The organism is Mucilaginibacter sp. dw_454, from assembly GCF_018449775.1.
In the GTDB taxonomy this organism is placed as follows: Bacteria; Bacteroidota; Bacteroidia; order Sphingobacteriales; family Sphingobacteriaceae; genus Mucilaginibacter.
The window spans coordinates 1-26867 of record NZ_JAAVVB010000001.1 but is presented as its reverse complement, the minus strand read 5'-3'; the positions used below and the strand labels follow the sequence as shown (position 1 = coordinate 26867).

Genomic DNA, 26867 nt, shown 5'->3' with positions numbered 1-26867 from the left:
TCACCCTTCGAGTGCCCCCCCTTCTCTCGCCGCGTCATTGCGCGGCTTGTGGGCTATTTGCACAATTCTTTGTCACGTCATTTCCCATAAAACAAAAAAGCGATGAGGTAAACTCATCGCTTTTTGTTTTTCATAGATATATTAATGCTTATCGGCCACCGCCACCGGCAGCACCGCCGCCCATGCCGTTGTCGTCTTGTTTTAAGTCGTCGTTGTTAACGCCTTTCTTTTTAGCCGTTGGGTCTGGTGCTTTAAAGCTTAGCTTACCAAAGTTGTAGCTAAACGTTAAGCCAAATGAACGGAACGGATACTGGAACTTGCTTGTTTGCACTAAGCCCGGGCTATTAATGTTTGTATTGAAATCTTTGTAGTTGCTAAACGGCTGGATAGCGTTTACACCCAAAGAGTATTTCTTGTTATCAAACTGTTTTTTAAAGCCTACACCGAAAATGCTGAACGCCGGATTAGTACCCTGGATGGTACGGCGCGCCGAGTTACCAAAGGCAAACGATTCTGCAACAAAGTCTTTAGGTAACGTTAAGGTAGCTCTCATGAAACCGCCATATTGTATGTAGGTGCCATTTTGCGATTGTGCCAGGTTAAATATGCCTGCCGGATCTGGCTTATAAGTATAAGCGTTAATACTACCCATAATGGTTAAGATCTTGAACGGTGTAACCGATCCGAAGAAACTGCCGCCGAATGAGTTATTGTTACCTATGTTTTGGTAAGTAGTTAAAGTACCACCTTGTATTTCACCATCAACAGTTACCGGGATAGGTGTAGCAATACCTTCAATTAAACCGCTGGTATGTTTGTAATAAGCAGAAAGGTTAACTATAGAACTACCGATGTAAGTATTGTAACCTAACTCGATAGTTTGCGAGATCTCCGGATTCAATTTAGGATTACCTGTTCTTTGCGCCTGTACGTTGGTACTATCCACAAACGGATTCAGGAACTGTAAGCTTGGGCGTGTAATACGTTTGCTATAACCTATTTTGATAGTTTGGGTAGCGGTTATTTTCTTCTGCAAGGTTAAACTTGGTACCAGCGTATTATAGTTTTGTGTAAAAGGCAGGTTGGTTTGCAACAAACTATGCGGGTTACCATCAATGGTGGTGTACTCGTCGCGTAAGCCGGCCAAAATGCTGTAGTTTTTAGGCAGGTTAATCGTCAATACGGTGTAAGCCGCACTTACATTTTGATTGTAACCATAAGTACTTGATGCCAGATCATTAAAGCTAAAATCATTGCCAACAGGGCTATAAATATCATTAACCGTATTTATTCTGCGGATGATATATTTAGCGCCAGATTCCAGTTTAAACGTCGTATTGATCGGCAATACATAATCGCCTTGCAAAGTGTATTCGTTGTTGGTACCATCAATCGTATTTTTTTGATTGCTGAAAACATCCGTGTAAATATTGGTAAACTCGCTTTTACCTATGGTATGGCTCCACTGGGTTGAAAAATCCAGTTCTTCACCTTCGGTTTTAAATTTGTGCACGTAGTCTATGTTCCAGTCAAAACCACTGGCTGGTATAGCATGCGCTACAGAATGCAGGTCGTATGGGTTTGTGCCGGTAATTACGCTATTTGCATCGGTATTAAAAGCTATTTGGTTACCACGGATACTGGTGTTCAAGCTATTGTAAGCATTAAACTCGTAACCGGCAGAAACTGATCCAACTATAGCGTGACGGGTTACTTTGCTGGTACCCAGGCTTTGCGATACAGTATGAATAGTGTCCCTGTCAATCTTTGTATAAAGCGAAGTTTTTGAGGTTTGCGGCCAGCCGGCGTTACCACCAATGTTAACCGTTAAGTTAAACCTGTTTTTATTATAGTTAAGATTAAAGTTACCGTTGTTTTGGCGCGAACCAATACCACCGCTAATACCGCCGCTAATACCCGATATATTTTTTTGTTTGGTGATGATGTTGATGATACCGGCCGAACCTTCTGCATCATATTTAGCAGACGGTGAGGTAATAACCTCGACAGTCTTGATCTGATCTGCCGGGATACCTTTCAATACATCGGCTAAACTGGCCGAGGTAGCACCAGACGGGCGACCGTTGATCAATACACGCACGTTTGCATCGCCGCGTAAAGACACGTTACCGTTAATATCCACGTTTACCAATGGCACTTTTTGCAGAATGTCTGTTGCGCTGCCGCCACCGGCGGTAACGTCTTTTTCGGCATTGTAAACAATTTTGTCTATGCGGTTTTCAATTAAAGGCGCGCTGCTGACAATATTCACCTCGTTCAGCGCTTTTGTACTGGCCGCAATGCCGAAGGTGCCTAAGTTTTTATCGGGTTTTGAAAGCGTAGTTTCAACACCTTTAACTACTTTGGTTGGATAACCCACAAAGGTAATTTCAAGGCGGTAAACACCGGGATGGATGCCATCTAATTTAAAATTTCCTTTATCATCGGTTAATACACCGGTTATAGGCGATTTACCGGTAGCTCTGAATAAGCTGATGGTACCATAATCTAATGGCTTTTTGGTAACGGAGTCAACAACCGTCCCCGATATCTTGCCCACTATACTCGAGCCGCCACCGCCGACACCAAATTGTGCCTTGGCCGTAACAACTGAGAAAATTATTGAAATAAGTAGAAGTATGCGTTTCATTTTAACATTTTTTGTAATTAGGCGCGAAAATACCCTAAATGTTACAACGAAACGCCGTTTTTGTTAAATGTATAGTAGTTTGTTACGCATTGTTACGCGATATTGACAATAAGTAGCTGTTACACAACCATATTAACAATTCGCCCTTTTACAACGATTACTTTCTTGGGTTGCTTGCCATCCAGGTATCGCTGCACATCGGCGTTAGCCAAAACATAAGCTTCAATGTCCTTTGGCTCCAGGCTTAATGATATGTTCAGGTTCATTTTTGTTTTACCATTGATAGAGATTGGGTAAGCAAATTCATCCTCGACCAAAAAGGCAGGGTTAAATTTAGGATAAGGTGCGTAAGAAAGCGTACCTGCCTCGTTACCTAATAAGGTCCAAAGTTCCTCGCAGATATGCGGCGCGTACGATGATAATACAATTACCAGATCTTGTAAGATCTGACGGTTATTGCACTTCAAATCAGTTAACTCATTAATGGCGATCATGAAGCTGGATACCGAGGTATTAAACGAAAAACGCTCCACATCTTCTTCAACCTTACGGATGATCTTGTGTAATGATTTTAACTCGGCTTTGGTTGGTTCAGCATCCGACACTTTAAACTCCCAGGCATCATTATGGAACAAGCGCCAAAATTTACGCAGGAATTTAAACACGCCCTCGATGCCATTGGTATTCCAGGGCTTGCTCTGCTCTAGCGGACCCAGAAACATTTCATACATCCGCAAAGTATCGGCACCATAACGCGCAATCAGGTCATCCGGGTTAACCACGTTGAACTTAGATTTCGACATCTTTTCAACTTCGACACCGCAGATGTAAGCCCCCTCCCGGCCTCCCCCGGTTGGGGAGGAGATAGAGCCATCTTCTAAGATAAGAATGGCGTTCTGATAGTCCTTTCTTGAACTTCTAAGTTTTTTTATGTCTAAGATGTCATTCTCAACAATATTTACATCAACATGCGTCGGAAGAACCTTTAAAATATTCTCATCAATAAAAGCGCCATCGTACATTGAGGAATTCGAAGATTTTAGTTGAATATTCTTTGATAATTCTTCTTTTAAAAAATTATATAAAAATTCTTTATAGCCTTCGTTATTTAAATACTCGTTGTACCACTTTTTAGATATTAAAATTTGCGGACCGATCTTATCCAACTCATTATATCTCTTTTCGCTTATGATCTCATCTTCGACATCATTGCCATATACCGGAGGATAAGAAATTGCATACCCTATTTTGTAAACAAAATTTGATCTTCCCTGGATCATCCCCTGGTTAATCAGTTTTTTAAACGGCTCTTCCTCAACTACCAAATTCAAATCTTTCATGAATTTGTTCCAGAAACGACTGTACAATAAGTGCCCGGTAGCGTGCTCGCTGCCACCTATATACAAATCAACATCTTTCCAGTATTCAATAGCTTCTTTAGACGCAAATTCTTTGTCGTTATTAGCATCCATATAGCGGTACCAGTACCAGCTACTTCCCGCCCAGCCGGGCATGGTGCTTAGTTCGTAAGCATAACCAGCCCCCTCTAAATCTCCCCCGGTAGGGGAGACTTTTTGATCTCCGGTGAAATGAGTTTTATCTCTTTCCGGCAAAGCGTCAAGCTTTTCTTTTATCGTTTCAAATACGCCTTGCGGACTTTGTAGTACTTCATCATTAGTAAATCTTATAACCTCAAAACCAAAATGATTTAATGTTTCTGTTCTGGCATCATCCGCTTCTTTATTTAATTTATGATGATGTCCGTCTAATTCAATTATCAGACCTTTTTCTAATGACACAAAGTCTGCTATATATTGATCGATAGCATGTTGTCTTCTGATTTTATAACCCGTCTGCTCTTTTCTTAGCAATTGCCACAAAATATCTTCAGTTTGAGTTGGTTGATTACGATTATCTCGACTAAAATCTTTCAATTGCTCGTAATAAACCGGATCAGCAGTTTCTCGATAACTACCGGCCTCGTGCGATAGCGAAGTCTCCCCTACCGGGGGAGATTTAGAGGGGGCTCCTTGGTATACCCAGCCTTCCGCTCTACCCAATGGTGGTTCACCGCTTTCGGTCGGCAGATATTTATCAATTTCGGGCAATAACAAAGGCAAATGATCTTCGCTGATCAAATGTGGCAAGCCGTCTTTAAAATAAACAGGAACCGGCTCTCCCCAATAACGCTGGCGACCAAAAATAGCATCACGCATCCGGAAGTTGATTTTGGCTTTGCCCAATTTCAATTCCTCTAACTTAGCTACAATAGCAGCGGTAGCTTCCTTATAATCTAAGCCGTTTACAAAAGCCGAATTGATGTATTTACCTTCCTTGGTCGAGTCGGCTTCATCAACAATATTTTGAGTGTCCAGTATCGGGACTATCGGTAGATTAAAATGTTTGGCAAACAAAAAGTCGCGCTGGTCGCCGCTTGGAACAGCCATTACCGCACCGGTGCCGTAGCCTGCCAACACATAATCGGCTATGTAAATAGGTACGCGCTCGTTGTTTAGCGGGTTAATAACATAGCTACCCGTAAAAGCGCCCGATACTGTTTTAGCATCGGCCATACGGTCAAGTTCTGATTTCTTTTTGGTTTGGACGATATAAGCATCGATCTCAGTTTTCTGCGCAGGCGTAGTCAGTTCTGCAACCAATTCATGTTCTGGCGCTATCACTAAAAATGTCACACCAAAAATGGTATCAACACGGGTAGTAAATACCTCGATATAATCTTGACTCTTGACTTTTGATTCTTGACTCTCAATCGGGAATTTCACAGACGCACCGGTACTTTTACCAATCCAGTTACGCTGCATTTCTTTTAGCGGTTCCGGCCAGTCAATCTTGTCCAGACCTTGCAACAGCCGCTCGGCATAGGCGGTAATGCGCATGCTCCACTGCATCATTTTCTTTTGCTCAACCGGGTAGCCGCCGCGCTCGCTAAAACCATCTTTTACCTCGTCGTTAGCTAATACGGTACCTAAGGCAGGGCACCAGTTTACGGTACTTTCGCGCAGGTAGGTTAAGCGATATTTTAATAATTCGTTTTGTTGCACGATGTTGCTTTTAGCTTTCCATTCATCGGCAGAAAAAGTTAATACTTCCTCATCGCTCACAGCATTGATCCCTGCCGAGCCATGTTGCTCGAAATGTTTAACCAGGGTGTCAATAGACTCAGCCTTATCCGCAGCTTTATTATACCAGCTGTTAAACAACTGCATAAAGATCCATTGGGTCCATTTATAATAATCGGGCGAACTGGTGCGCACCTCGCGGCTCCAGTCGAACGAAAAACCAATCTGATCCAACTGGCGGCGGTAGGTAGCAATGTTAGCCTCGGTAGTTAAAGCCGGGTGCTGACCTGTTTGTATAGCGTATTGCTCGGCCGGTAAACCAAACGAGTCATACCCCATAGGGTGCAATACATTAAACCCTTTAAGGCGTTTGTAGCGGGCAAAAATATCAGACGCAATATAACCCAGCGGATGCCCAACGTGTAAGCCCGCACCCGATGGGTAAGGAAACATGTCGAGTACGTAATACTTAGGCTTGCTGCTTTTATCCTGAGCTTTGAAGGTTTGGTTTTGTGCCCAAAACTGCTGCCACTTTTGCTCTATGTCTTTAAATTGATAATCCATTTGTTAAACGCTACTATATTGATGTGCGAAAATAAAAAAATCCCTATGAAATGACTAGATAATTGTCAGTATGATGCGCCGGCTTTATAATTTATCAAAATTCAGATCAATAATAATAGGGCAAACAATATCGCATCACACATAAAACAAGACGAATAAGTCATTATTAAAATATTTTTAAGGTCGATAATTAAAACTTCATTTATCTTCGTTTAACCTTATTAACAATTATGATTTGAAACAGGCACATCTTTACTGCCTGTAGCTGATCACAACACCAAACCAATTAAACAAGAACAATGAAAAAACTTTTTACTACACTATTTATCGTAGCGGGTATTTATACAGCTTCGACCGCTCAAACTAAAGGACAAACTGCATTTGGCGTGGGCTTTGGTGTAAACGACTCTTATGCAAGTGTAAGCGCAGATTATTCAAGCGGTACCAGCTCACGTCTGGACTATAACGCATCGTTACAGGCAGAATATTATGTGTCTGACAACTTTAGTTTAAAACTAAAAGCTATATACGACAAAAAAGGATTTGAAGGCATTTATAACGACGTAGCAAACGCCAAAACTGTAGCTAACGCTGATTTTACTTTCAATTATGTAACTATTCCACTTTTGGTAACTTACCATCCGGGTACCGAAAAGCTTTGGTACTTTAACGCAGGCCCGTACGTAGGCTTTTTATTGAGTGAAAGTAACTCATACAATCATCAGAGCCAAAAGGGTTCAGGCTACACCAGTACCGATTACGGTGCCGATCTGGGCCTGGGCATACAGTTTCCGTTATCGTACAAAAACCAGCGGACAAAGTTTTTTGTTGAATACGGCTGGCAAGTTGGCTTCGCAAATTTATTAGCCAATTCAGATAATAGCGCAAACATGGTAAGACAAGCTTTAGGTTTGGGTATCAGGTTCTAATAGCATTAGAACATACATGAAAGGGCCGTGGTTTTCCATGGCCCTTTTTGTTTTAATCCGTTAAAATATCCAGGCATTTTTTGGCCATAGCGGCTAACCTGTTATTGAGCGATTGCAGGCCCACATCGTCGTGAATATTAGTATAAAGCTTTTTAATTAACGCTAAAGTTTCGTCGCTTGGGTCGCAGGCCTGTGCCTTTTCCAGGTGTGGCAGCGCCTTTAAAGCAGCCGCTTTATAAAGCGAGGCTGTCTCCGTATCGCCTGGATTTAATTGCAGTTTGACATACAAATCATCCGCAGGTTTTAGATATAAGTAACCCAGGGCGCGGTGCGCCACATAATAATTGGGTTGCGCCGCAACCACTTTTTCATAAAGCGGTATAGCTTCTACCGATTGCTCGTCATCCTCATACAACTTAGCCATACCATTATAAAAGCTGATCCTGCTTTTTTCGGGTAGTTTATCCGCGTTTGGTAATATGTCCTCGCCTATTTTGATTGCCTCGCCGGCTTTATCATCCAGTCGTTTAAAATTAAAAATAAGGTATTTATCATATACAGCGTCGGTCTTGGTTTGGGCCATTGCCACACCGGCAAATGCCAGCAGTATGATGAACAAGAATGTTTTTCCAGGCATATATCAAAGATAACGCGGATATGCCACTTAGTTGTATTTAATGCTATTTCATCAACAGAAAACTTTATTTTTGTACAAACTTAATATCACAATTATGAAAAAAATCTTTTTGGCTGTTATAGCCATGCTATCATTTTGCGGCTATGCAAATGCACAGCAAGACTCTGGTACAGAAGTTTCAATTGGCGTTGGCTACAGCGGCTCGTACGTTGTTGATTTTAATAATGGCGACGCCCAACAGATTGGCGGTTTTAATGCAGGCATATCGGCCGACCATTACTTTAATGATCAATGGAGCCTTAAAGTAAATGCCAGTTATCAACAAAAAGGCTGGGCCGACGGCTATTATACCGACAATGCAGGTAATGAAGTGGATGGTGTTAACTTTAAACTTAATTATATTACCGTACCCGTTATGGCTAACTGGCATTTCGGCCGTGACAGAAACTGGTACCTAGATTGCGGACCCTACATTGGCTTTTTGCTAAGCGCATCAGAAAGCTCACATTTATTAACTAATACAAAAAGCCTGTTCAACAGCACAGATGCTGGCATTGCGCTGGGCATTGGCTTAAAAATACCGATTAACGACCAAATGCATTTTTTTATTGAGTATAGCGGACAGGCCGCTGTAACCAATCTAAATGCAAGCTCTAGCGACAGACTCCAAAACGCCACCGGAAGCTTGAATATTGGTTTAGGATTTTAACCTTAATATTTAGAAAATATGATGAGCCTTGCTGTGAAAATGGTGAGGCTTTTTTAATTTATTGGAGTGTAATTGTTGGTTGAGCCCCTATTTACGTCCCACAATACTTTACCCACTCGATCTATATGGTCCAACAATCCGGTATTTGATATGTGATTATAAATAGAAAGATCAAATTTATAGGGTAGCAAAAGGTCATCAAGTTTGACTATAATGCCGCTCAATATTTTAAGATCAATTTGCTTCCCTTTTAAAGTAATGTCGATATCAGAGTAAGTTTTAAAATTGCCTTTTGCCCTTGACCCATATACCACAGCTTTCTCCACTTCGGCATATTGCTCAAGCACGTTGTTTATTTTCAAGACTGTATTTTCAGATAATCCGAATTGCATTTAGATCAATTTAGTTTGGTTTCCTGATCGCAAGCTTTCAAATTTAAATTCAAATGTTTTAAACAATTTAAAATAAGTGTTTAAAACCGCGTTAGCAATCTCATCGGCTGTTTCTTGATTATAAGAATGCGAGGTTAGATTTCTGCTTACCAGCATATTCATCCATTCATCACCATCGCCAATCAAATTTAAACTTAAAGCTTCGCGGATGGCATCTCTTGAACCGGTTATATTTAAAATCCCCTGGTACGTCAAATAGTCTTTCAACGTGTTCCAAGCCAATTCATAAGTATATTCAAAAGCTTTTATCAGACCTTGTTCTTCTAGTTCTGACAAATCGCCCTTAGCTATAAATTTCTCTAATTGACTTAAAGCTTTGCGATAATTGGCAAACCGTTGCTCCCAGCGAATATCTTCTTTTGATACCATACTTAAACAAAGATAACATATTTAGCCATTCTCATTTCTCACATCTCAAATCAAAAAACTATCTTTGCCCATGCAAGAAAAAATCCTCATTCTTGACTTCGGCTCACAGTTTACCCAATTGATAGCACGCCGGGTTAGAGAACTCAACATTTACTGCGAGATCCATCCGTTTAATAAAATCCCTGAAATTGACGAAACTGTAAAAGGCGTGATCCTTTCCGGCAGCCCGTATTCGGTGCGCCAGGAAGATGCCCTGCATGTTGATTTTATGCGTTTCCATGGCAAACTGCCATTGTTAGGCGTGTGCTACGGCGCACAATACCTGGCCCATTTTAACGGCGGCGAAGTACTGCCATCAAGCACCCGCGAATATGGCCGCGCTAACCTGAATTTTATTAAAGAAGGAAACCCGCTGTTTAGAGGTGTCTCTTTAAACTCACAGGTTTGGATGTCACATGGCGATACTATTGCAACGTTGGCCAGCGATTTTGAAGTGATAGCCAGTACAGACAGCGTGCGCGTTGCTGCTTACCAGGTTACCGGCACTCAAACTTATGGCATACAATTTCACCCGGAAGTAACCCATAGTTTAGACGGCAAGCAATTGCTGGAAAACTTTTTGGTTGATATATGCGGCTGCTCACAAAACTGGACCGCCGACTCGTTCGTTGAAACGACCATCGCAGCGCTAAAAGAAAAAATTGGCGATGATAAGGTGGTATTAGGCCTTTCAGGCGGTGTAGATTCATCGGTTGCGGCGGTGTTATTGCACCATGCCATCGGCAAAAACCTGTATTGCATTTTTGTTGATAACGGCTTACTGCGTAAAGACGAATATAAATCTGTTTTAGATTCTTACGAACATATGGGCCTTAACGTTCGCGGCATTGATGCCAAGCAACGTTTTTATGACGCGCTGAAAGGCTTATCAGAACCAGAGGCAAAACGTAAAGCTATTGGCCGCGTGTTTATCGAAGTATTTGACGATGCCGCGCACGAAGTGCAGGACGTTAAATGGCTGGGACAGGGCACCATTTACCCCGATGTGATTGAATCAGTATCGGTTAAAGGGCCGTCGGCTACCATTAAATCTCACCATAACGTTGGCGGTTTGCCAGACTTTATGAAACTGAAGGTAGTAGAGCCATTAAACACTTTATTTAAAGACGAAGTACGCCGCGTAGGTAAAGCGCTGCATATCTCTGATAATATTCTGGGCCGTCACCCTTTCCCCGGTCCTGGCCTGGCTATCAGGATCTTAGGCGAGGTTACGCCGGAGAAAGTTGCCATATTACAAGAGGCCGATGCTATTTACATCAACAATTTGCGTAGTGCAGGTGTTTATGATAAAGTATGGCAGGCAGGTACCATATTTTTACCGGTTCAGTCGGTAGGTGTTATGGGTGACGAGCGTACTTACGAACACGTAGTTGCGCTGCGCGCAGTTGAGTCGGTTGACGGCATGACTGCAGATTGGTGCCATTTACCTTATGACCTGCTAGCCAAAATCTCTAACGAGATCATCAATAATGTAAAAGGGATAAACCGGGTAGTATATGACATCAGTTCGAAACCGCCTGCCACCATTGAGTGGGAATAAGCGGTTAATATTTTTAGGGATAGCCTTGCTGGCAGCCGCTTGTTCACCCAAATTGCGGCCGGTAGTGGTAACCCCTAAAACTCAAACTGAGCCTGTAGCAAAACCAGAGCCGCCAAAACCCAAGCCGGTAGTGGCAAGGCAGAACAGTATAGCGCTGTTATTGCCTTTTGGACTGGACCATCTAAACCCGGGCGCTACTTACACCGATGTAAGCTTTAAACAGGCCACTATTGCGCTGGATTTTTACCAGGGCTTTAAACTGGCGCTCGACTCGCTTACTTCGCTAGGTTACAACTATAAGCTGCGCGTTTTTGATACCCAGGGATTAAATAGTCAATCGCGCGCGCTGGCCTTTAATCCTAATATCTGGGGCAGCGATTTAATTGTAGGGCCGATTTTTCCGGACGATATGAAGGCTTTCGGGCAGGCTTTAACCGGTCCGCGTAAACCTATCGTTTCTCCACTGGCGCCGGCCGCGCCGTCCGCCATCGGCAATCAAAATTTGGTTACGGTTGCACCACCGTTATCAGAGCATGCCGCCACAGCCGCCCGCTACATTCAGAACCGGTTAAATCCAGCGAAAGTATTTGTGCTAAGATCGGGCTACTCCGAAGAAAACGATTACATAGTGCCCTTTAAAAGCACATTGGATAGTATAAGCAAGGGCCGGACTAAATTGATTCAGACTACGGTAATAAGAGGTCGGTTAGATCTGATTATTCCACAATTATCTGCTACTACGCCAAATGTAATTGTCATCCCATCAACCAACCAGGCTTTTATAACGGTTACCATGCACTCGCTCGACTCATTAGCCAGGCACTACCCCATTGTGCTGTTTGGCCACCCAAGCTGGGAGAAATTCGCCTTTTTGCATAGCGATATTTTGCAAAGGTTACGAACACACATTACCTCAGCCGAACAGGTAGATTATAAAGCCCCGGCCACTATTGCCTTCATGATGCAGTATCGTAAAACATTTCATGCCGATGCCAGCGAATATGCCATAAAAGGCTTTGACGAAGGCTTGTATTTTGGTAAATTACTTGGGGCAAATAACGGCGATGTTAAAAACATGACGAAGGAAGATTTTACCGGCATGCACAACCAGTTTCATTTTGTGAAAAAACCCGGTGTTGGCTATGTGAATACGCATGTTAACGTTATGGATTACCGTTATTACGAACTAAGAAAGGTAGAATGAAAGCCATCAATCAGCTTAAAACATTTCAGCGCATTTTGGGTGAATACCCGGCCGAAACACCTTTAGGCAAATTTTTACCCGGCTTTTATCGCCAAAACAAACAAATGGGCTCGAGCGACCGCAGGGTGGCCAACCGTTTGATGTATAATTATTTCAGACTGGGCAAAGCATTGTTTAATACTCCTACTGACGAACGCTTACTAGTCGCTGAGTTTCTGTGCAATACGCAGGTTAACTCCTTTCTACAGCATTTCAAACCCGATTGGGCGGCATGTGTAGCATTTACCATTGAAGAAAAGATAGACCTCATCCAAAAAACCTATCCCGACTTTAAGCTGGAAGATGTTTTCCCGTGGACCGACCGGATCTCGCCCGATATTGATAAGCAGGCTTTCCTGAAATCATTCTTCGTTCAGCCAGATCTGTTTATCCATGTACATAACGGCTATGACCATTTGGTTAAAGCCGAGTTAACTAAAGCACAAATAACATTCAAAGACGAAGGCAACGGCTGTTTTTCGCTGCCCAATGGTACACGACTGGAAACCATCTTCCCTACCCAACATTGGTTCGAGGTGCAGGACTATTCATCGCAAAAAACAGCTAATTACTTCAAGCCCCAGAAATGGGATGCCTGGTGGGATGCCTGCGCCGCAAGCGGTGGTAAATCATTGCTACTGCATGAAGAGGAACCGGATATTAAACTCGTAGTGTCCGACATCCGCGAATCTATACTGGCTAACCTGGACGAACGTTTCCGCTCCGCGGGATTAAAGAAATACCAGCGCAAACAACTTGATCTTACCCAAAATGTGGACCAGGAGCTACATGATTACGCCTTCGACGGCATCATCCTCGACGCGCCCTGCAGTGGCTCGGGCACCTGGGGCCGTACCCCCGAAATGATCTCGCAGTTTGAGGCCCCAACCATCGACTTTTTTCAGCGCCTGCAAAAAACTATTGCTGCCAACGTCATCAAATTCCTGAAACCCGGCAAACCGCTCATTTACATTACCTGCTCTGTTTTTAAAGCAGAGAATGAAGAAGTAGTAAATTATTTGGTTAAAGAATGTGGTTTGACATTGGAAAGTGTGGAAGTGTTAAAGGGTTATGGGCGTAAAGCGGATAGTATGTTTGTGGCGCGGTTAAGCCCGAAGGGTCAAGTTTAAAAGTCAAGAATCAAGAGCCAGGAATCAAGAGTATTACTGTCATTGCGAGCGGAGCGTGGCAATCGCACGCGTTCCGGCTTTTCTACTTGCGATTGCTTCGTCGTTCCTCCTCGCAATGACAAGACAGTACAGTTCTTGACTCTACAAATGCGTATTACTCCTAAACAACTTAATAGCAATAGCTAATAGGATAATCCCAAACGCTTTACGCAGTATCTCAATCCCAACTTTACCAAACAACTTCTCCAGCCATTGTACATTCTTAAGCACCAGGTAAACAAACAGGGTATTGATAACAATGCCTACCAGGATGTCCTGCGTTTGATATTGGGATTTTAGCGACAACAGCGTCGTCATAGTACCGGCACCAGCTATGAGCGGGAATGCCAGCGGCACTATGGATACGGTGTTAGATAACTCGGCTTCGTTGCCTTTAAACAGGTGGATACCCAGGATCATTTCCATAGCGATAAAGAAGATCACCAGCGAACCGGCAATGGCGAACGAGGCAACATCTAACCCGATAACATCCAGGATCTTATCGCCCACAAACAGAAACACTACCATCAGGATCAGCACCACCACACTCGCCTTTTCCGATTCGATATGGCCGGCGCGCTGACGCAATTGAATAATCACCGGTATGGCGCCCAGGATATCAATGATCGCAAAAAGGATCATGGTAACCGATACTATTTCTTTGAGGATGAAAGGATGCATAGGCTTATTCTTTAGCTCGTAATCTAAAACTAAACAAAAGTGCGATTAAAATATAGAAAGATGCTAACCAAAATACAGAATGAACCGAAATTGCGGTAACTAAGCCTGCCGAGATAGGCCCCAACGTCTGCCCTATGGAGATATAAGCCTGGTTGACACCCATGACCTCGCCCTGGCGCGATGCATCGTTATGGTCGGCTATAATAGCGTTGAGCATGGGGTTACGCAATCCATTGAATAGGCCGTAAATAAACACGCAGGTGGCAAACAGTACAAACGTAGCTGTAAAGCCGGATAAGATCATGGTCGCCAAACAGAACACGGTCGAGATCATCAATATAACAGACTTTGCACTTATGAGCTTAGAGATGTAGGGCACCAGCAATTGCATGATGATTCCCGATATACCGAAGCCCGCATAAAACAAGCCGATGTTAGTCGGCGACAGCTTCAAGGTATCGACACTAAAAGTCTGAAAGCCTATCAGCATGGTAAACTGAGCGGTTGTCAGTAAAAAACCAATGAAGATGGATGTACCAATGGCCGGCATTTTCAATATCGTTATGAGCGATTTAAAGCTGAATTTATGGTTTGTCTTATTGGCTTTCCTTTTGTCAGGCGGATTGGTTTCTTTGAGCAGGAAGATGGTCAGGAGCGCACCAACTAGCGCAATGCCGGCGGCAAAGAAGAAAGGCACCTGTGCGCCAAACTTGTTCAACAAGCCACCAATGGCAGGGCCAATCACAAACCCAAACCCAAATGCCGAACCTAAGATCCCAAACCGCTTTGCGCGGTTGGCGGGTGTCGAGGTATCTGACACCATAGCTTGTGCTACGGAGATGTTACCGCCGGTTAAACCGTCCAGTATCCGCGCAGCGAAAAGTATTAGGAGGCTGCGCGCCCCGGCGAACATTAAAAAGGATATACAGGTGCCGATAAGGCTGATGGCCAGTAAAGGTTTACGGCCAAATCTGTCAGACAACGAACCAAATATCGGCGTAGCAACAAATTGCGCTATAGAAAAAGTAGCGGTAAGTAAGCCGATGGTTTGTGGTGTAGCCCCATATTGCTTACTGAATGAATAAAGCAGCGGAATAATGATCCCGAACCCAACGGAATTAATGATGCATACCAGAACTAATATCCAGAGGTTCTTATCCTTTTTCACACGGTTAATTTACCCAACTAAAAGCATTTAAAACAAAAAGGTTCTGAGAAAACCCAGAACCTTTCAATGCCGTCAATAAATAATATTACTCAACAAATTTAGGGTTTGGCGGATCGAAGGTATCAGTAGGTTTGCCATGTCGCACATGCGAATGCTTGATACTATAACCAAAGTAAACACAGATACCGATACCCATCCAGATGAATAAACGTGCGAAGTTTTCAAGACCTTCGCTAGCCATCATAGCCAGGCAGATGGCAGCACCCAGCGGGCAAACAATGTAGTAAAGCGGTGTCTTGAACGGACGGGTAATTCCCGGATCTGTTCTTCTTAAAATGAAGATCCCCAAACACACCAAAACGAATGCGAACAACGTACCGATACTCACCATATCACCTACAATGCTATCCGGGATAAAACCGGCAAATATAGATACCATCACAAAGAAGAACCATTGAGATTTGTAGGGTGTACGGAATTTAGGGTGCAGTTTTGAAAAAATAGGCCAGATCAAACCATCAGTACTCATGGTATAGAACACGCGGGTTTGGCCCAGCAACATTACCAGGATAACAGAAGAGAAACCGGCTAATATAGCGATGGTAACCAGTTTACCCAACCAGCCATAACCGTGCATTGCTGTATGGATAGCATAGGTTACAGAAGCTTCTTTACCTTGAACCAGGAAATCTTTGTAAGATACAAGGCCTGTTAATACGTGCGAGAACAGGATGTATAAAATGGTACAGAACACCAAAGAGATCAGGATACCTTTTGGCATGTCTTTCTGCGGATTCTTAGCCTCTTGTGCAGCTGTTGATACTGCGTCAAAACCGATGAATGCGAAGAACACCACGCTGGCGCCGCGCAATACACCCCACCAACCATGGTTAAAGGTATCGGCGTAATTTACGGTACCGGTATTGGTTTTAACAATACCTGCGTCGGCAGGGATTAAATATGGGTGGTGAAAAACGGGATTAATAAAGCCCCAGCCTAAGCCAATGATCATTAACACAATAGCTACCTTAATGATAACAATAACGTTGTTAACAGCTGCCGATTCGGCTGTACCTTTGATCAATAACAAAGTCAGCATTAGCAAAATAAAGATTGCCGGCAGGTTGATTAAACCGCGGGTTCCTAATTCTGAAGCATACATGCCTGTTGTGGTGGTTGACACCTCAAACGGCGAATGCGACAGGGCAAAAGGAATATGTACATTAAAAAAAGTCTCGAGGAAAGTATTAAAATATTGCGACCAGCCGATGGCTACGGTAGCGGCACCTAGTGCGTATTCCAACACCAAATCCCAGCCGATGATCCAGGCGATGAACTCGCCCATGGTGGCATAAGAGTAAGTGTAAGCAGATCCGGCAATCGGGATCATACTGGCAAACTCGGCATAGCATAAACCAGCCAGTGCGCAGCCAGCTGCTGCAATTAAAAATGAAATGGTAACGGCCGGACCGGCATGCTCGCCTGCGGCTGCAGCTGTACGCACAAAAATACCCGCGCCAATAATGGCACCGATACCCAGGGCTATAAGCGAGCCAACACCGAGTGTGCGCTTTAATGTCTTTTCCCCTTCTTTCGAAGCGGCCATTAATTGCGCCAAAGGTTTTCTAATAAATAGCTTCATGTTTGTTTAAAAAGTCAGTTAATCTTTAATCCCAAACATAATTAATTTTTCTGAAAAAATGAGGGTGTTGAAAGATTGGATAGCGCGCTGTAAGCAATTAGTAATTAATACATTACAAGGATCATATAAAAGCGTTGATGTCACGGCGCTGTCTAACAACATCAATACGAATGGGCAATGTTTCTGGAAATAAAAAACACGCCATGCTGCGACAAATTGAAAAAGCAATAAGAAGGTTTAATAATTTCGTCATCGCTAACGAAGTACGAGTGTGGCGATTTCCGGCAAAGCGACCACCTGTCGTGTAGAGATTGCCACGCTACGCTCGCAATGACGTGGTGGTTGATGGACTTCCGTCACCCACAGTGACGACTCCAACAAAAAAAAGGGAGGCCAAATGGCGTCCCTTTTTCTTCGACATCAGATAGAACTATGCTTTTTTATCAACCTTGATCACATGTGTGTTCATAGATTGTAATTTGATCTGCTTTTGCAGGCGCTGACTGTTATCAACCGCGTGGTTTAAGTGCGGTGCGATAACTAAGGATACAATCGACATCAGCTTGATCAAAATATTCATTGACGGGCCGGAGGTATCTTTAAACGGATCGCCCACGGTATCGCCAGTTACTGATGCTTTATGTGGTTCTGATTTTTTGTAATGCATTTCGCCATTGATCTCTACGCCTTTCTCGAACGATTTCTTAGCATTATCCCAGGCGCCACCGGCGTTGCTCTGGAAAATACCCATCAACACGCCCGATACGGTAACACCGGCCAACAAACCACCCAATACTTCAGGGCCGAAGATAAAGCCAACAACTATCGGGGTGATCAGCGCGATCAAACCCGGCGCAACCATCTCGCGGATAGATGCTTTGGTTGAGATGGCCACGCATTTTTCGTACTCGGGTTTTGCTTTGTACTCCATAATGCCCGGAATTTCGCGGAACTGGCGACGAACCTCCTCAACCATCGCCATAGCAGCACGGCCCACAGCCGAGATACACAAAGCCGAGAAGATAAAAGGAATCATACCACCCACAAACAGGCCAGCCAAAACGTTGGCTTTATAAATGTCGATATGCTCAATGCCTGCCACGCCCACAAACGCTGCGAACAACGCCAATGAAGTTAATGCAGCCGATGCAATAGCAAAACCTTTACCGGTTGCAGCAGTGGTGTTACCCACAGCATCCAGGTTATCTGTACGATGACGAACTTCGGGAGGTAATTGGCTCATTTCGGCAATACCACCTGCGTTGTCAGCAATAGGGCCAAAAGCGTCGATAGCTAATTGCATAGCCGTAGTAGCCATCATACCGGCAGCAGCAATTGCCACACCGTATAAACCTGCAAAAAAGAATGAACCATAAATACCGGCAGCTAATACCAGAATTGGCAATACTGTCGACTCCATACCGATAGCCAAACCACCAATGATGTTGGTAGCGTGGCCTGTTGACGATTGCTTAATAATACTCATCACCGGCCGTTTACCCATGGCAGTGTAGTATTCAGTGATGATTGACATTAAAGTACCTACTACCAAACCAACCAATATTGAACCGAACACACCGTCTTTAGTAAACACTAACGAACCTTCTTTAAGTACGCCGTTAGCGTCCAGGTCGCGTTTTAAATTCATGGTGCCGGCAGGCAACATCCATTGTACTAAAAAGTAAGTGGCTATGGCAGTCAATATAATTGATGACCAGTTACCTATGTTCAAAGCGGTTTGTACGCTTGAGTTTTCGTCTTTAATTCTAACCAGGGCAGCGCCTACTATTGAGAAGATCAGCCCTAAACCTGCAATTACCATCGGCAATAATACCGGGGCAATGCCGCCCATATTATCGTGCGATACGATCTCGCGGCCCAGCACCATGGTAGCCAGCATGGTAGCCACGTACGATCCGAATAAATCGGCACCCATACCTGCTACGTCACCCACGTTGTCACCTACGTTATCGGCAATGGTAGCCGGGTTACGCACGTCATCCTCAGGGATACCTGCTTCAACTTTACCTACCAGGTCTGCGCCTACGTCGGCAGCTTTAGTGTAGATACCACCGCCAACACGGGCAAATAAGGCTATCGACTCGGCACCTAAAGAGAAACCGGCCAATACATCTAACGCTTTAGCCATTGCGGGTCCGTTAATATCGGCGCCAACAACATTTTTTACATAAATGGTATAGAATACTATAAACAAAGAACCCAAACCAATAATTGCCAAACCGGCAACACCCAGGCCCATAACGGTACCACCCGTGAACGAAACTTTTAGCGCTTGTGCCAAACTGGTTTTAGCAGCTTGCGTAGTACGTACGTTTGATTTGGTTGCAATGCGCATCCCCAAATATCCGGCGAAAGCCGAAAGGAAAGCACCAATGATAAATGAACCGGCAATAACGGGGCTTGAAGTTTCGACCGTTGTGCCTGACCAGGCAAGCAAAATAGCGGCAACCGCCACGAAGTAGCCTAGCACCTTCCACTCGGCACGTAAAAAGGCCATAGCGCCGTCGGCTATATAGCCGGCAAGCTCGGTCATAGACTCATCGCCGGCTGGCTGTTTGGTTACCCAGGCCGATTTGATAATCATAAATAAGATCCCGATCAACCCAAATACCGGGATCAGGTAAATTAAGTAAGTATTCAAAAAATCCATATAAGTTTAGTATAGTTTATATTTAGTTGCTTAGTAATTATGCGTGAGCAATATAATTGGTTTTGCAAGGTAAACAAATTAATTTCTTTACAATAGCCTGTCAATTATAAAGTTTTTTAAATAGCTTAGAAGCTTAAAACCCATGTCTCTGATGAGTGAACAGACCGAACCCACCAAATTAAAAGCGTCCCTTGGCCTGCTGGACGGCACTATGATAGTTGCCGGATCCATGATAGGCTCAGGTATCTTTATTGTTAGTGCCGATATCATCCGCAACGTGGGCTCATCGGGCTGGTTAATAGCTGTTTGGGTCATTACCGGTTTTATGACGCTTACCGCCGCCGTTAGTTATGGCGAGCTGAGCGCCATGTTCCCGAAAGCGGGTGGTCAGTATGTTTACTTAAAAGAGGCTTATAATAAATTGATTGCCTTTTTATACGGCTGGAGCTTCTTCGCGGTTATACAAACGGGTACTATTGCTGCTGTGGGCGTGGCATTTTCTAAATTTACCGCTTATCTGATACCCGCGGTTAGCGAGGACCATATTTTGTTTTCGACGATGGTAGGTTCTTATAACTTTAAGATCAGCGCTGCGCAGTGTGTTTCTATTGCTTTAATTATCCTGTTAACTTATATTAATACCCGTGGTGTTAAAAGCGGAAAGATCATCCAAAACTTATTCACCATCACCAAACTGGCCAGTTTATTCGGGCTGATCATTTTTGGTTTGATTATGATCAAAGGCGACGTATGGCATGCCAACTGGACCAACGCCTGGGATATACATAAACTGGGCAGTACCACTTCTTACACCATGGCGGCAACTTTGGGCGCTATCGCGGCTTCAATGGTAGGATCTATTTTTAGCAGCGACGCCTGGAACAACGTAACCTTTATAGCCGGCGAGATGAAAAATCCGCAGCGTAACATTGGCTTGAGCTTGTTTTTGGGGACGCTGATCGTTACCATCATTTACGTCAGCATCAACTTTGTGTATACCGGCGTATTGCCGTTGCATGATATCGCGACAGCAGAAAAAGATCGCGTAGCGGTAGCAGCCTCGCAGGCAATATTTGGCTCATTGGGAACTGTAATTATCGCCTTGATGATTATGATCTCTACCTTCGGCTGTAATAACGGACTAATCATGGCGGGTGCCCGTGTATATTACACTATGGCTAAAGACGGCCTGTTTTTTAAACGTACAGGCACGCTAAACAAAAATGCAGTACCAAGCTTCGGTTTATGGATACAGTGTATCGTAGCTAGTATATTATGCCTTAGTGGCAAGTATGGCGACTTGCTGGACATGATCTCCTTCGTAGTGGTTATATTTTATGTGTTGACGATATTTGGCATCTACATTCTGCGTGTACAACGCCCGGATATGCCGCGCCCCTATAAAGCTTTCGGTTACCCGGTGTTGCCGGCCATTTATATGCTGATGGGTGTAGCGTTTTGTATCCTGTTGATTATTTACAAACCGCAGTTTACCTGGCCGGGCCTGATTATTGTGCTGATAGGCATACCTATTTATTATATATCAAAGAATAACACCAAGGATGAAGAGCAGATTGAGAGTCCTGTTTAGTTTATTATTACTCACCGCAACCCAAACATGGGCGCAAAATACTTTACAACAAAAATTAACTACCGCATTTAACCGCTTACAAACCGACGAGCAATGCCGCTACGGCACGGTATCATTAACCGTGCTCGACGCTAAAACCGGCGAGCAGGTATTTGCCGGCAACCCTAACGTGGGCCTAGCTCCAGGCTCTACACTAAAAACGGTGACCACCATCACCGCTTTTAATGTTTTGAGTAAAGATTTTAAATACCAAACCCCATTCGGCTATAACGGCACCATTAGCGATGGCGTTTTAAACGGCGATATCATCATCCGCGGCAATGGCGACCCTACCCTAGGCAGCTGGCGCTGGGAAAACACTACGCAGAGCTATGTATTGAATGCTTTTGTAGCAGCACTCAAAAAAGCCGGCATCAAAAAAATAAATGGCCGCATTATTGGCGACGACAGCCAGTACGGCACCCAATCCATCCCCGACGGCTGGATCTGGCAGGACCTGGGCACTTATTACGGCGCCGGGGCCACGGCGTTATGCTGGCACGAGAACCAATTCGATATCAACTTAAAAACCGGTCCGGTAGGTTCTGCTATTAAGGTGGCGGGTACTACGCCCACTGTACCTTACCTAACTTTTAAAAGCGAGTTGGTCAACGCCACAGCCGGTACCGGCGATAATGCTTACCCCTACTTGCCAACCGGATTAACCAATATCATGTACCTGCGAGGCACCTACGCGGTAGATCAAACCAAGAAATTGGTGTCTGCCGCTTATCCCGATCCGGCTTATGATATCGCTTTTAGATTATTAGATACGCTGAGACGCTTGGGCATCATGGTAACCGGCACGTCTGAGTCAAGCTTAAGCCTAGCCAATAAAGGACTGCAAACCCCGCCAATCACCACCACACTAACCACGCTCCTATCGCCCAGCCTGAGCCAGATGATCTACTGGACCAATCGAAAAAGCTTAAACCTTTACGCCGAAGAACTGCTAAAAGCCATAGCTGCCAAAAGCGGCGCAGCCGTAACCACACCGAACGGCATCACCGCCATACAAAACTTCTGGAAGGCCCGCGGCATTGACATAAACTCCATAGACATGATAGATGGCTGCGGCCTCTCGCCCGAAGACCGGATCACCACCCTAACGGTAGCCACCATCATGCAATCGGCCAAAAAAGAAGCCTGGTTCCCCGATTTTTTTGAGAGCCTGCCCATTTACAACGATATACACATGAAAAGCGGCAGTATCCACAACGTGCAATGCTATACCGGCTATCAAACCCACCAGGGCCGCGAGCTGGTGTTCAGCATTATGGTAAACAATTATAATGGCCCGGGTAAGGCTATCAGAGAAAAGATATTTAGGGTTTTGGATGAGTTGAAGTAGGTTGCTGTCGCTGTCATTGAGTCATTTGCTGCGCGGCATTGGGTCGTTGCTGCGCATCATTCGTTCATTGTCCCGCCACACACTCCCCAACCCGTCATTGCGAGGAACGAAGCAATCTCTACAACAGACGGTCAAAAGCACAAACATCTTTGGCGCTTAACGCCAAAAGAGGTAATCCATCGAAAAAAAACTCTTCGGAAGCTTCCGTGATAATTAGGTTGTTCATACATCAAATATATTGAATTCTACTTTGATGATTAACTAAATATCTTCTCAACGTTTAAGCCTTTAGCTCTGATATTGAATGAATCAAACAGAATTACCCCTCCCGCTCCAACCTTTTCACCATTCTACAAACACTCCCAAAAGACAAACCCGTTTCGCTACAAATAGCGCGGATGCTATGCCCCTGGCTGTTTAGCTCGGCTACGCGGTCCTCGGTTACCCGGCGATGCTGCTCGGTGTAGTGCAGCAGATGGCGGGCCTCGGGTTCGCGGCCGATGAAGTCGAAATGGAGGAAGTTAAAGGGCTTGACGATGCGACACAGGCGCACATTGTCCGCGCCGTGAACCTGGGTGCCACTGCGCTGCTTCATTTGCTTAAGGTAGCGCAGGCCTTTATCGGTTTGGCTTTCGCCAATGGCAAAGGCGCTGTCGGCAAAGTTGATGAGCATTTTGCTGCCTTGCAGGTCGTTTTTGCTGATGGGTTTTGCAGGGTTACGCTTGGGTGTATGCGCCAGCACGAGTATAGACAGACCGTATTGATGTTTGATGGCTTGCAGTTTGCTCATGAGGGCTACCGCACCGGCGGCTGCTTCGGTACCGCTGCGCAGGCAGGTAATATTATCGATAATAAGTATGCGCGCACCACTGGAGATAATAACGTTTTCAAGCGCGTTGTTGAGATACTCGGCATAGGTTTTAAACTTATGGATGGTTCTTGCATCGGGATTAAAAACAAGTCGCGCAAAATTGGGGCTGAATTGATAATCGCCATATGCCCCCTCGTGATAACGCTTTTTAAATTGGGCAGCGCTTAGTTCGAAATCAAAATAGAGTACCTTTTCTGCTTTATGTGCATGCTCCAGGCCTTCAATGGCCCTGCCGCTACTCAGGCTATCGCCTATCTGCACGGCCAGGATAGATTTGCCCACGTTGGTATCGGCAAACATAATGCATAACTCGCCGCGATACCAGAAATCGCCGAATAGCATATCGCCGGCTTCGGGGGCATCATCAACAGTGTGCAGCCACTCGGCGGCAGGCTTAAGGATGAAAGCGTCGCAGATGTCGGCGGCATTTTGGTAATAATTGTCGAGTACTTTATTTTCTTTTTGGGTTAATGGCCGGCGCGACATAGTGCGGATCAGTTCGATCTCGATGGGCCGTTCGAAAATTGGATGTTCTTTGTAATGACTCATTGTTTAGAAAGGTTTATGCAAGATAAGCAGGATAAACCAATGAGATGGTGACACTAGTTTGTCAGTAACTTGTTCAAACAGGGTGATCCAAAAAAATACTTAAAAGTCATAAAAAGTGATCCAAAGTGATCCAACTATTAAACTAGTTTAATAGCAACTTGCTTATTATAAAGCAATTGCATTTTTCAGGTGATCCAAGTGATCCACATTCGCGCGTGGATCAGTACGCGGGTTGCGTTAGGGATGGCAATGGATACCGGCCTGTGACTAAGGCCTTGCAGGCGTATGAATGTACAGCCCGACCGCCTTTAGGCGGAAACGCCCTAAAACAAAAAAAGCCCCGGTTGCCCGGAGCCTTTTTTAATGCAACATCGCGAATATGGCAACACGCGCGCTTTGAAGATTATTTAGGTATCACGGTAGTAGGAAAAGTTACGCCCGAAGTATATGGCCAGTTAATGGTAATATTCAATGCTGATATGACGATAGTACCGGTATAGTTAACACTGCCTACTGTTATGACAAGCGGATAGGTACCAAAGCCAAGCAGTTTGTTTTTGAACACATTATTCTGTGATGTAGTGCCTTCTGTTACTATGGGGCAGCTTGTTGACTCCCTGATATTAACCAGGTCTAGATTAAAGTGGTTGTCGGTGGTGATAGCCGATTTGAATTGTATAATGCCGCTAGAACAATATTTGTTGGCGATGTAGGTGTAAGGGTTAAAATTTACCATAACGCTATCGCCGGCCGGGTTACGATAGTAGCTTATCGGCATAATGATATCACTGGTAATAGGCACCAATTTAAGGGTGTCTGAAGTACTGGTAGTTATGTTATTAACGGTAGTGCCGGTATCTGATTTAGCAACAGAAGTACTGCTTGCTACGGTGATGGTGACGCTGGCTGGCAATCCGCCCGCCTTTTGGGCAGTAATAACATACGTGCCGGCGGCACCAAAACTAATTAAAGCGGTATTGCCTCTTGCAAGCAGGTTTGCGTTGGCGCTGGGGTTAATGGTCCAGGTGAGCGAGTCGGTGGCGCCGGCGCCGGTAAAAAACAGGGTATCTGTTTGCCAAACAACAAGTTGGGTTTTAGCTGCCTTTAACTTTGTGCCGGTAGTGATGTCCTGCATTTGTGTTTTATCGCAGCCCTGGATTACCAAAATTCCAAGTAAGGCGACAAGTACAATAAGTGATAGATTTTTCATGGTTAAATTGATTTGATGATCTTTATTACATCATCGTATCAATTTTAGAAACGTTGGGTAGCCCCTTGCTTTTTACAACAAAAAGGGCTCCGGTTTCCCGGAGCCCATATCAGATCAGTTAATAGTAGGCGTATTTAGTGTGCTCTGTACCGCATGGACCATTCCGAAATCTGGAACAGCGACTGGCTTGAGCTGCCGGTACCCACCTGCAGTATGACCAGGCGGTAACCTGTGTAAGCGGTGTTATTGACAAAGTCAAACTCCTGCTGTTGGTAGTTGGTTGTCCATTCTATATCCTGGCGAACGTCCAGTTGTACCCAAACGGCGTTAGGGTTTGGTACTTTTATGTTACCGTTAGGCCCGGCCGCTGTAGTCCAGGGGTTAGGGTCAAGCGTAGCCTCAACTTTAAACTCGCGCGGGTCGCGGTCGCGGTTGGTTTTTGAGTCGTTTGCGGTGGTCATGGTATAGCTATTCGAGATCTGCGGTGTAGCGGGAACCCAGTATAAGGTAGGGTACCAGTTTTGACTGGCGTTAACATAGCTGATAAACTTGGTCAGCACAGAATTATCAAACAGCTTTTTATATACCTCGCCTGCTGATACCTGGCCATCGTAGTATTGAGAAGCAGGTGGCCAGTATGGAAACAGCACGTCTGTTGCCGGATTAATTAAATTTGGTGGCGGCGGTATAAAGTTCATTCTAGACACATACTCGTCAAAGCCAAATACATGGTCGGGGTTTAACAAATGCACTATACCATTTTTTGTATGGAAGTTAACCGATGTGGTTTGCGTTTTTGACCAGAAAGAAACAAACAGGCTTCGTTTTGTACTGGCAAACTCTATTGCTTCAACCCCGCCGTTTTGATAGCCCTCGGCATTAGCAAAAATACGCTGGCCGTGCATAGGGTAGCCGCCCCGCACGCTGTATACGGTTTGCCCGTCGCCGACAGCAAAATCATTAGCCACAAATAGCTTACGGATAATGTATTTAGAAACCATAGTGTCCAGGTTAGCGCTGTCGCGTTTAGCCTTAGCAATTGCCTCTGCACCTGTTACACCTGCCGAACCGTTAACTATCTGGCTTAAATAAATCGGACCCTGTCCGGCGGCATTGCGCAGCGCGTTAAGGTTTTGAACAGCCAACTGGAAGCTTGCATTCGACGGAGCAAACAAAGTAACGGTGCTATCAGTCAAAATTGTCTTCATGCCCGGAAACTTATCAACCAGCATCAATAGTGAATCGTAAACTCCGGTCTTACTTTTTAAATAATCGTAAGTGGTGAGATTACTGGTACTTATCACCTTCACAGAATCGTGATTTCCCGACTCTGGCTTACACCCCGTTTGAAATGCGACGGCAGCAAAAGCAATGCCCACCAGATACTTCTTGAGTAAAATTGATCTTTTCATGTCTCTATAATTTTAATTTAGGTTATAATGCAAACAGGGTTTAGCGCTGTTTATTGGTTTAATTGGTACTAATGATCAAAATCTTAGAGGGGAGTATTTTGAAAGGATATTTTGAGAGGGGTATGTTCTCTATAACATCGTCATGACAACTTTGTTATTTAAAGTTAAAATTAATTATCTAAAAACGTCGATAATTAATTTTTATTTGAAGCATTTTGGGTTACGCTGCTTAGTATCTCATAGCCCAAAAAAGGCCCCGATTTCTCGGGACCTTAACAAA

The 26867-nt window shown here is 44.4% G+C and carries 19 protein-coding genes; 7 read left to right on the top strand and 12 right to left on the bottom strand.

Going from position 1 to position 26867, the window contains the following annotated elements; translation table 11 throughout:
- Positions 1–148: 148 nt before the first annotated feature.
- On the bottom strand, positions 149–2650 hold the full coding sequence (locus HB679_RS00105; RefSeq protein ID WP_214069902.1) for an outer membrane beta-barrel family protein: 2502 nt from the start codon (positions 2648–2650) through the stop codon (positions 149–151).
- A gap of 119 nt (positions 2651–2769) precedes the next feature.
- Positions 2770–6294, bottom strand: coding sequence for a DUF559 domain-containing protein (locus HB679_RS20545; protein ID WP_255547504.1), 3525 nt, complete (start codon positions 6292–6294; stop codon positions 2770–2772).
- A gap of 299 nt (positions 6295–6593) precedes the next feature.
- Between HB679_RS20545 and HB679_RS00085 the strand changes: the two genes are divergently transcribed.
- Positions 6594–7223 (top strand): porin family protein, encoded by a 630-nt coding sequence (locus HB679_RS00085; protein ID WP_214069901.1) that lies wholly within the window; start codon positions 6594–6596, stop codon positions 7221–7223.
- 52 nt (positions 7224–7275) lie between these two features.
- Here HB679_RS00085 and HB679_RS00080 read toward each other — a convergent pair whose 3' ends face one another.
- A complete protein-coding gene (locus tag HB679_RS00080; RefSeq protein ID WP_214069900.1) occupies positions 7276–7860 on the bottom strand; it encodes a hypothetical protein in 585 nt (194 codons plus the stop codon).
- 94 nt (positions 7861–7954) lie between these two features.
- Here HB679_RS00080 and HB679_RS00075 point away from each other — a divergent pair, with 94 nt between their 5' ends.
- The gene (locus tag HB679_RS00075) at positions 7955–8569 is read left to right on the top strand and encodes a porin family protein (protein ID WP_214069899.1); all 615 of its coding nucleotides are present in this window, start codon (positions 7955–7957) and stop codon (positions 8567–8569) included.
- Positions 8570–8622: 53 nt separating this feature from the next.
- Here the strand turns inward: HB679_RS00075 and HB679_RS00070 are convergent, their stop codons facing one another.
- Entirely contained in the window at positions 8623–8961 is a 339-nt protein-coding gene (locus tag HB679_RS00070; RefSeq protein WP_214069898.1) for a nucleotidyltransferase domain-containing protein, read from the bottom strand.
- Positions 8962–9390, bottom strand: a complete 429-nt coding sequence (locus HB679_RS00065; RefSeq protein ID WP_214069897.1) for a nucleotidyltransferase substrate binding protein — start codon at positions 9388–9390, stop codon at positions 8962–8964.
- 70 nt (positions 9391–9460) lie between these two features.
- Here HB679_RS00065 and guaA point away from each other — a divergent pair, with 70 nt between their 5' ends.
- From guaA to HB679_RS00050, 3 genes are read left to right on the top strand one after another with little or no spacing between them, the layout of a single operon-like run.
- Positions 9461–10990, top strand: coding sequence for a glutamine-hydrolyzing GMP synthase (gene guaA, locus HB679_RS00060; RefSeq protein WP_214069896.1), 1530 nt, complete (start codon positions 9461–9463; stop codon positions 10988–10990).
- Complete coding sequence (locus HB679_RS00055) at positions 10947–12194, top strand: hypothetical protein (RefSeq protein WP_214069895.1); 1248 nt, start codon at positions 10947–10949, stop codon at positions 12192–12194. The genes guaA and HB679_RS00055 overlap by 44 nt, the downstream gene beginning before the upstream one ends.
- On the top strand, positions 12191–13363 hold the full coding sequence (locus HB679_RS00050; protein WP_214069894.1) for an RsmB/NOP family class I SAM-dependent RNA methyltransferase: 1173 nt from the start codon (positions 12191–12193) through the stop codon (positions 13361–13363). Before HB679_RS00055 ends, HB679_RS00050 begins: the two co-directional genes overlap by 4 nt.
- Before the next feature lie 141 nt (positions 13364–13504).
- Here HB679_RS00050 and HB679_RS00045 read toward each other — a convergent pair whose 3' ends face one another.
- The 4 genes from HB679_RS00045 to HB679_RS00030 all read right to left on the bottom strand — a co-directional run bounded on the left by HB679_RS00045 (position 13505) and on the right by HB679_RS00030 (position 19564).
- Positions 13505–14083: a MarC family protein gene (locus tag HB679_RS00045; protein ID WP_214069893.1), complete on the bottom strand. Its 579-nt coding sequence runs from the start codon at positions 14081–14083 to the stop codon at positions 13505–13507.
- 4 nt (positions 14084–14087) lie between these two features.
- Complete coding sequence (locus HB679_RS00040) at positions 14088–15251, bottom strand: MFS transporter (protein WP_214069892.1); 1164 nt, start codon at positions 15249–15251, stop codon at positions 14088–14090.
- Between the two features lie 85 nt (positions 15252–15336).
- Complete coding sequence (locus tag HB679_RS00035) at positions 15337–16893, bottom strand: amino acid permease (protein WP_214069891.1); 1557 nt, start codon at positions 16891–16893, stop codon at positions 15337–15339.
- A 430-nt stretch (positions 16894–17323) separates the two neighbouring features.
- A complete protein-coding gene (locus HB679_RS00030) occupies positions 17324–19564 on the bottom strand; it encodes a sodium-translocating pyrophosphatase (RefSeq protein ID WP_214069890.1) in 2241 nt (746 codons plus the stop codon).
- A 151-nt stretch (positions 19565–19715) separates the two neighbouring features.
- On the opposite strand from HB679_RS00030, the gene HB679_RS00025 reads away from it, so the two are divergent.
- The gene (locus HB679_RS00025) at positions 19716–21155 is read left to right on the top strand and encodes an amino acid permease (RefSeq protein WP_255547502.1); all 1440 of its coding nucleotides are present in this window, start codon (positions 19716–19718) and stop codon (positions 21153–21155) included.
- Positions 21127–22545, top strand: coding sequence for a D-alanyl-D-alanine carboxypeptidase/D-alanyl-D-alanine-endopeptidase (gene dacB, locus HB679_RS00020; protein WP_214069888.1), 1419 nt, complete (start codon positions 21127–21129; stop codon positions 22543–22545). Before HB679_RS00025 ends, dacB begins: the two co-directional genes overlap by 29 nt.
- 319 nt (positions 22546–22864) lie before the next feature.
- Here the strand turns inward: dacB and HB679_RS00015 are convergent, their stop codons facing one another.
- From HB679_RS00015 to HB679_RS00005, 3 genes are all read right to left on the bottom strand, one after another.
- A complete protein-coding gene (locus HB679_RS00015) occupies positions 22865–23965 on the bottom strand; it encodes an AAA family ATPase (RefSeq protein ID WP_214069887.1) in 1101 nt (366 codons plus the stop codon).
- Between the two features lie 403 nt (positions 23966–24368).
- The gene (locus tag HB679_RS00010; protein WP_214069886.1) at positions 24369–25175 is read right to left on the bottom strand and encodes a hypothetical protein; all 807 of its coding nucleotides are present in this window, start codon (positions 25173–25175) and stop codon (positions 24369–24371) included.
- Between the two features lie 134 nt (positions 25176–25309).
- Entirely contained in the window at positions 25310–26587 is a 1278-nt protein-coding gene (locus HB679_RS00005; RefSeq protein ID WP_214069885.1) for a hypothetical protein, read from the bottom strand.
- Between the last annotated feature and the right edge of the window lie 280 nt (positions 26588–26867).

Coding starts and splice junctions, on each gene's coding strand:
- HB679_RS00105 (WP_214069902.1), bottom strand. CDS start 2,650: ATGAAACGCATACTTCTACTTATTTCAATAATTTTCTCAGTTGTTACG.
- HB679_RS20545 (WP_255547504.1), bottom strand. CDS start 6,294: ATGGATTATCAATTTAAAGACATAGAGCAAAAGTGGCAGCAGTTTTGG.
- HB679_RS00085 (WP_214069901.1), top strand. CDS start 6,594: ATGAAAAAACTTTTTACTACACTATTTATCGTAGCGGGTATTTATACA.
- HB679_RS00080 (WP_214069900.1), bottom strand. CDS start 7,860: ATGCCTGGAAAAACATTCTTGTTCATCATACTGCTGGCATTTGCCGGT.
- HB679_RS00075 (WP_214069899.1), top strand. CDS start 7,955: ATGAAAAAAATCTTTTTGGCTGTTATAGCCATGCTATCATTTTGCGGC.
- HB679_RS00070 (WP_214069898.1), bottom strand. CDS start 8,961: ATGCAATTCGGATTATCTGAAAATACAGTCTTGAAAATAAACAACGTG.
- HB679_RS00065 (WP_214069897.1), bottom strand. CDS start 9,390: ATGGTATCAAAAGAAGATATTCGCTGGGAGCAACGGTTTGCCAATTAT.
- guaA (WP_214069896.1), top strand. CDS start 9,461: ATGCAAGAAAAAATCCTCATTCTTGACTTCGGCTCACAGTTTACCCAA.
- HB679_RS00055 (WP_214069895.1), top strand. CDS start 10,947: ATGACATCAGTTCGAAACCGCCTGCCACCATTGAGTGGGAATAAGCGG.
- HB679_RS00050 (WP_214069894.1), top strand. CDS start 12,191: ATGAAAGCCATCAATCAGCTTAAAACATTTCAGCGCATTTTGGGTGAA.
- HB679_RS00045 (WP_214069893.1), bottom strand. CDS start 14,083: ATGCATCCTTTCATCCTCAAAGAAATAGTATCGGTTACCATGATCCTT.
- HB679_RS00035 (WP_214069891.1), bottom strand. CDS start 16,893: ATGAAGCTATTTATTAGAAAACCTTTGGCGCAATTAATGGCCGCTTCG.
- HB679_RS00030 (WP_214069890.1), bottom strand. CDS start 19,564: ATGGATTTTTTGAATACTTACTTAATTTACCTGATCCCGGTATTTGGG.
- HB679_RS00025 (WP_255547502.1), top strand. CDS start 19,716: ATGAGTGAACAGACCGAACCCACCAAATTAAAAGCGTCCCTTGGCCTG.
- dacB (WP_214069888.1), top strand. CDS start 21,127: ATGAAGAGCAGATTGAGAGTCCTGTTTAGTTTATTATTACTCACCGCA.
- HB679_RS00015 (WP_214069887.1), bottom strand. CDS start 23,965: ATGAGTCATTACAAAGAACATCCAATTTTCGAACGGCCCATCGAGATC.
- HB679_RS00010 (WP_214069886.1), bottom strand. CDS start 25,175: ATGAAAAATCTATCACTTATTGTACTTGTCGCCTTACTTGGAATTTTG.
- HB679_RS00005 (WP_214069885.1), bottom strand. CDS start 26,587: ATGAAAAGATCAATTTTACTCAAGAAGTATCTGGTGGGCATTGCTTTT.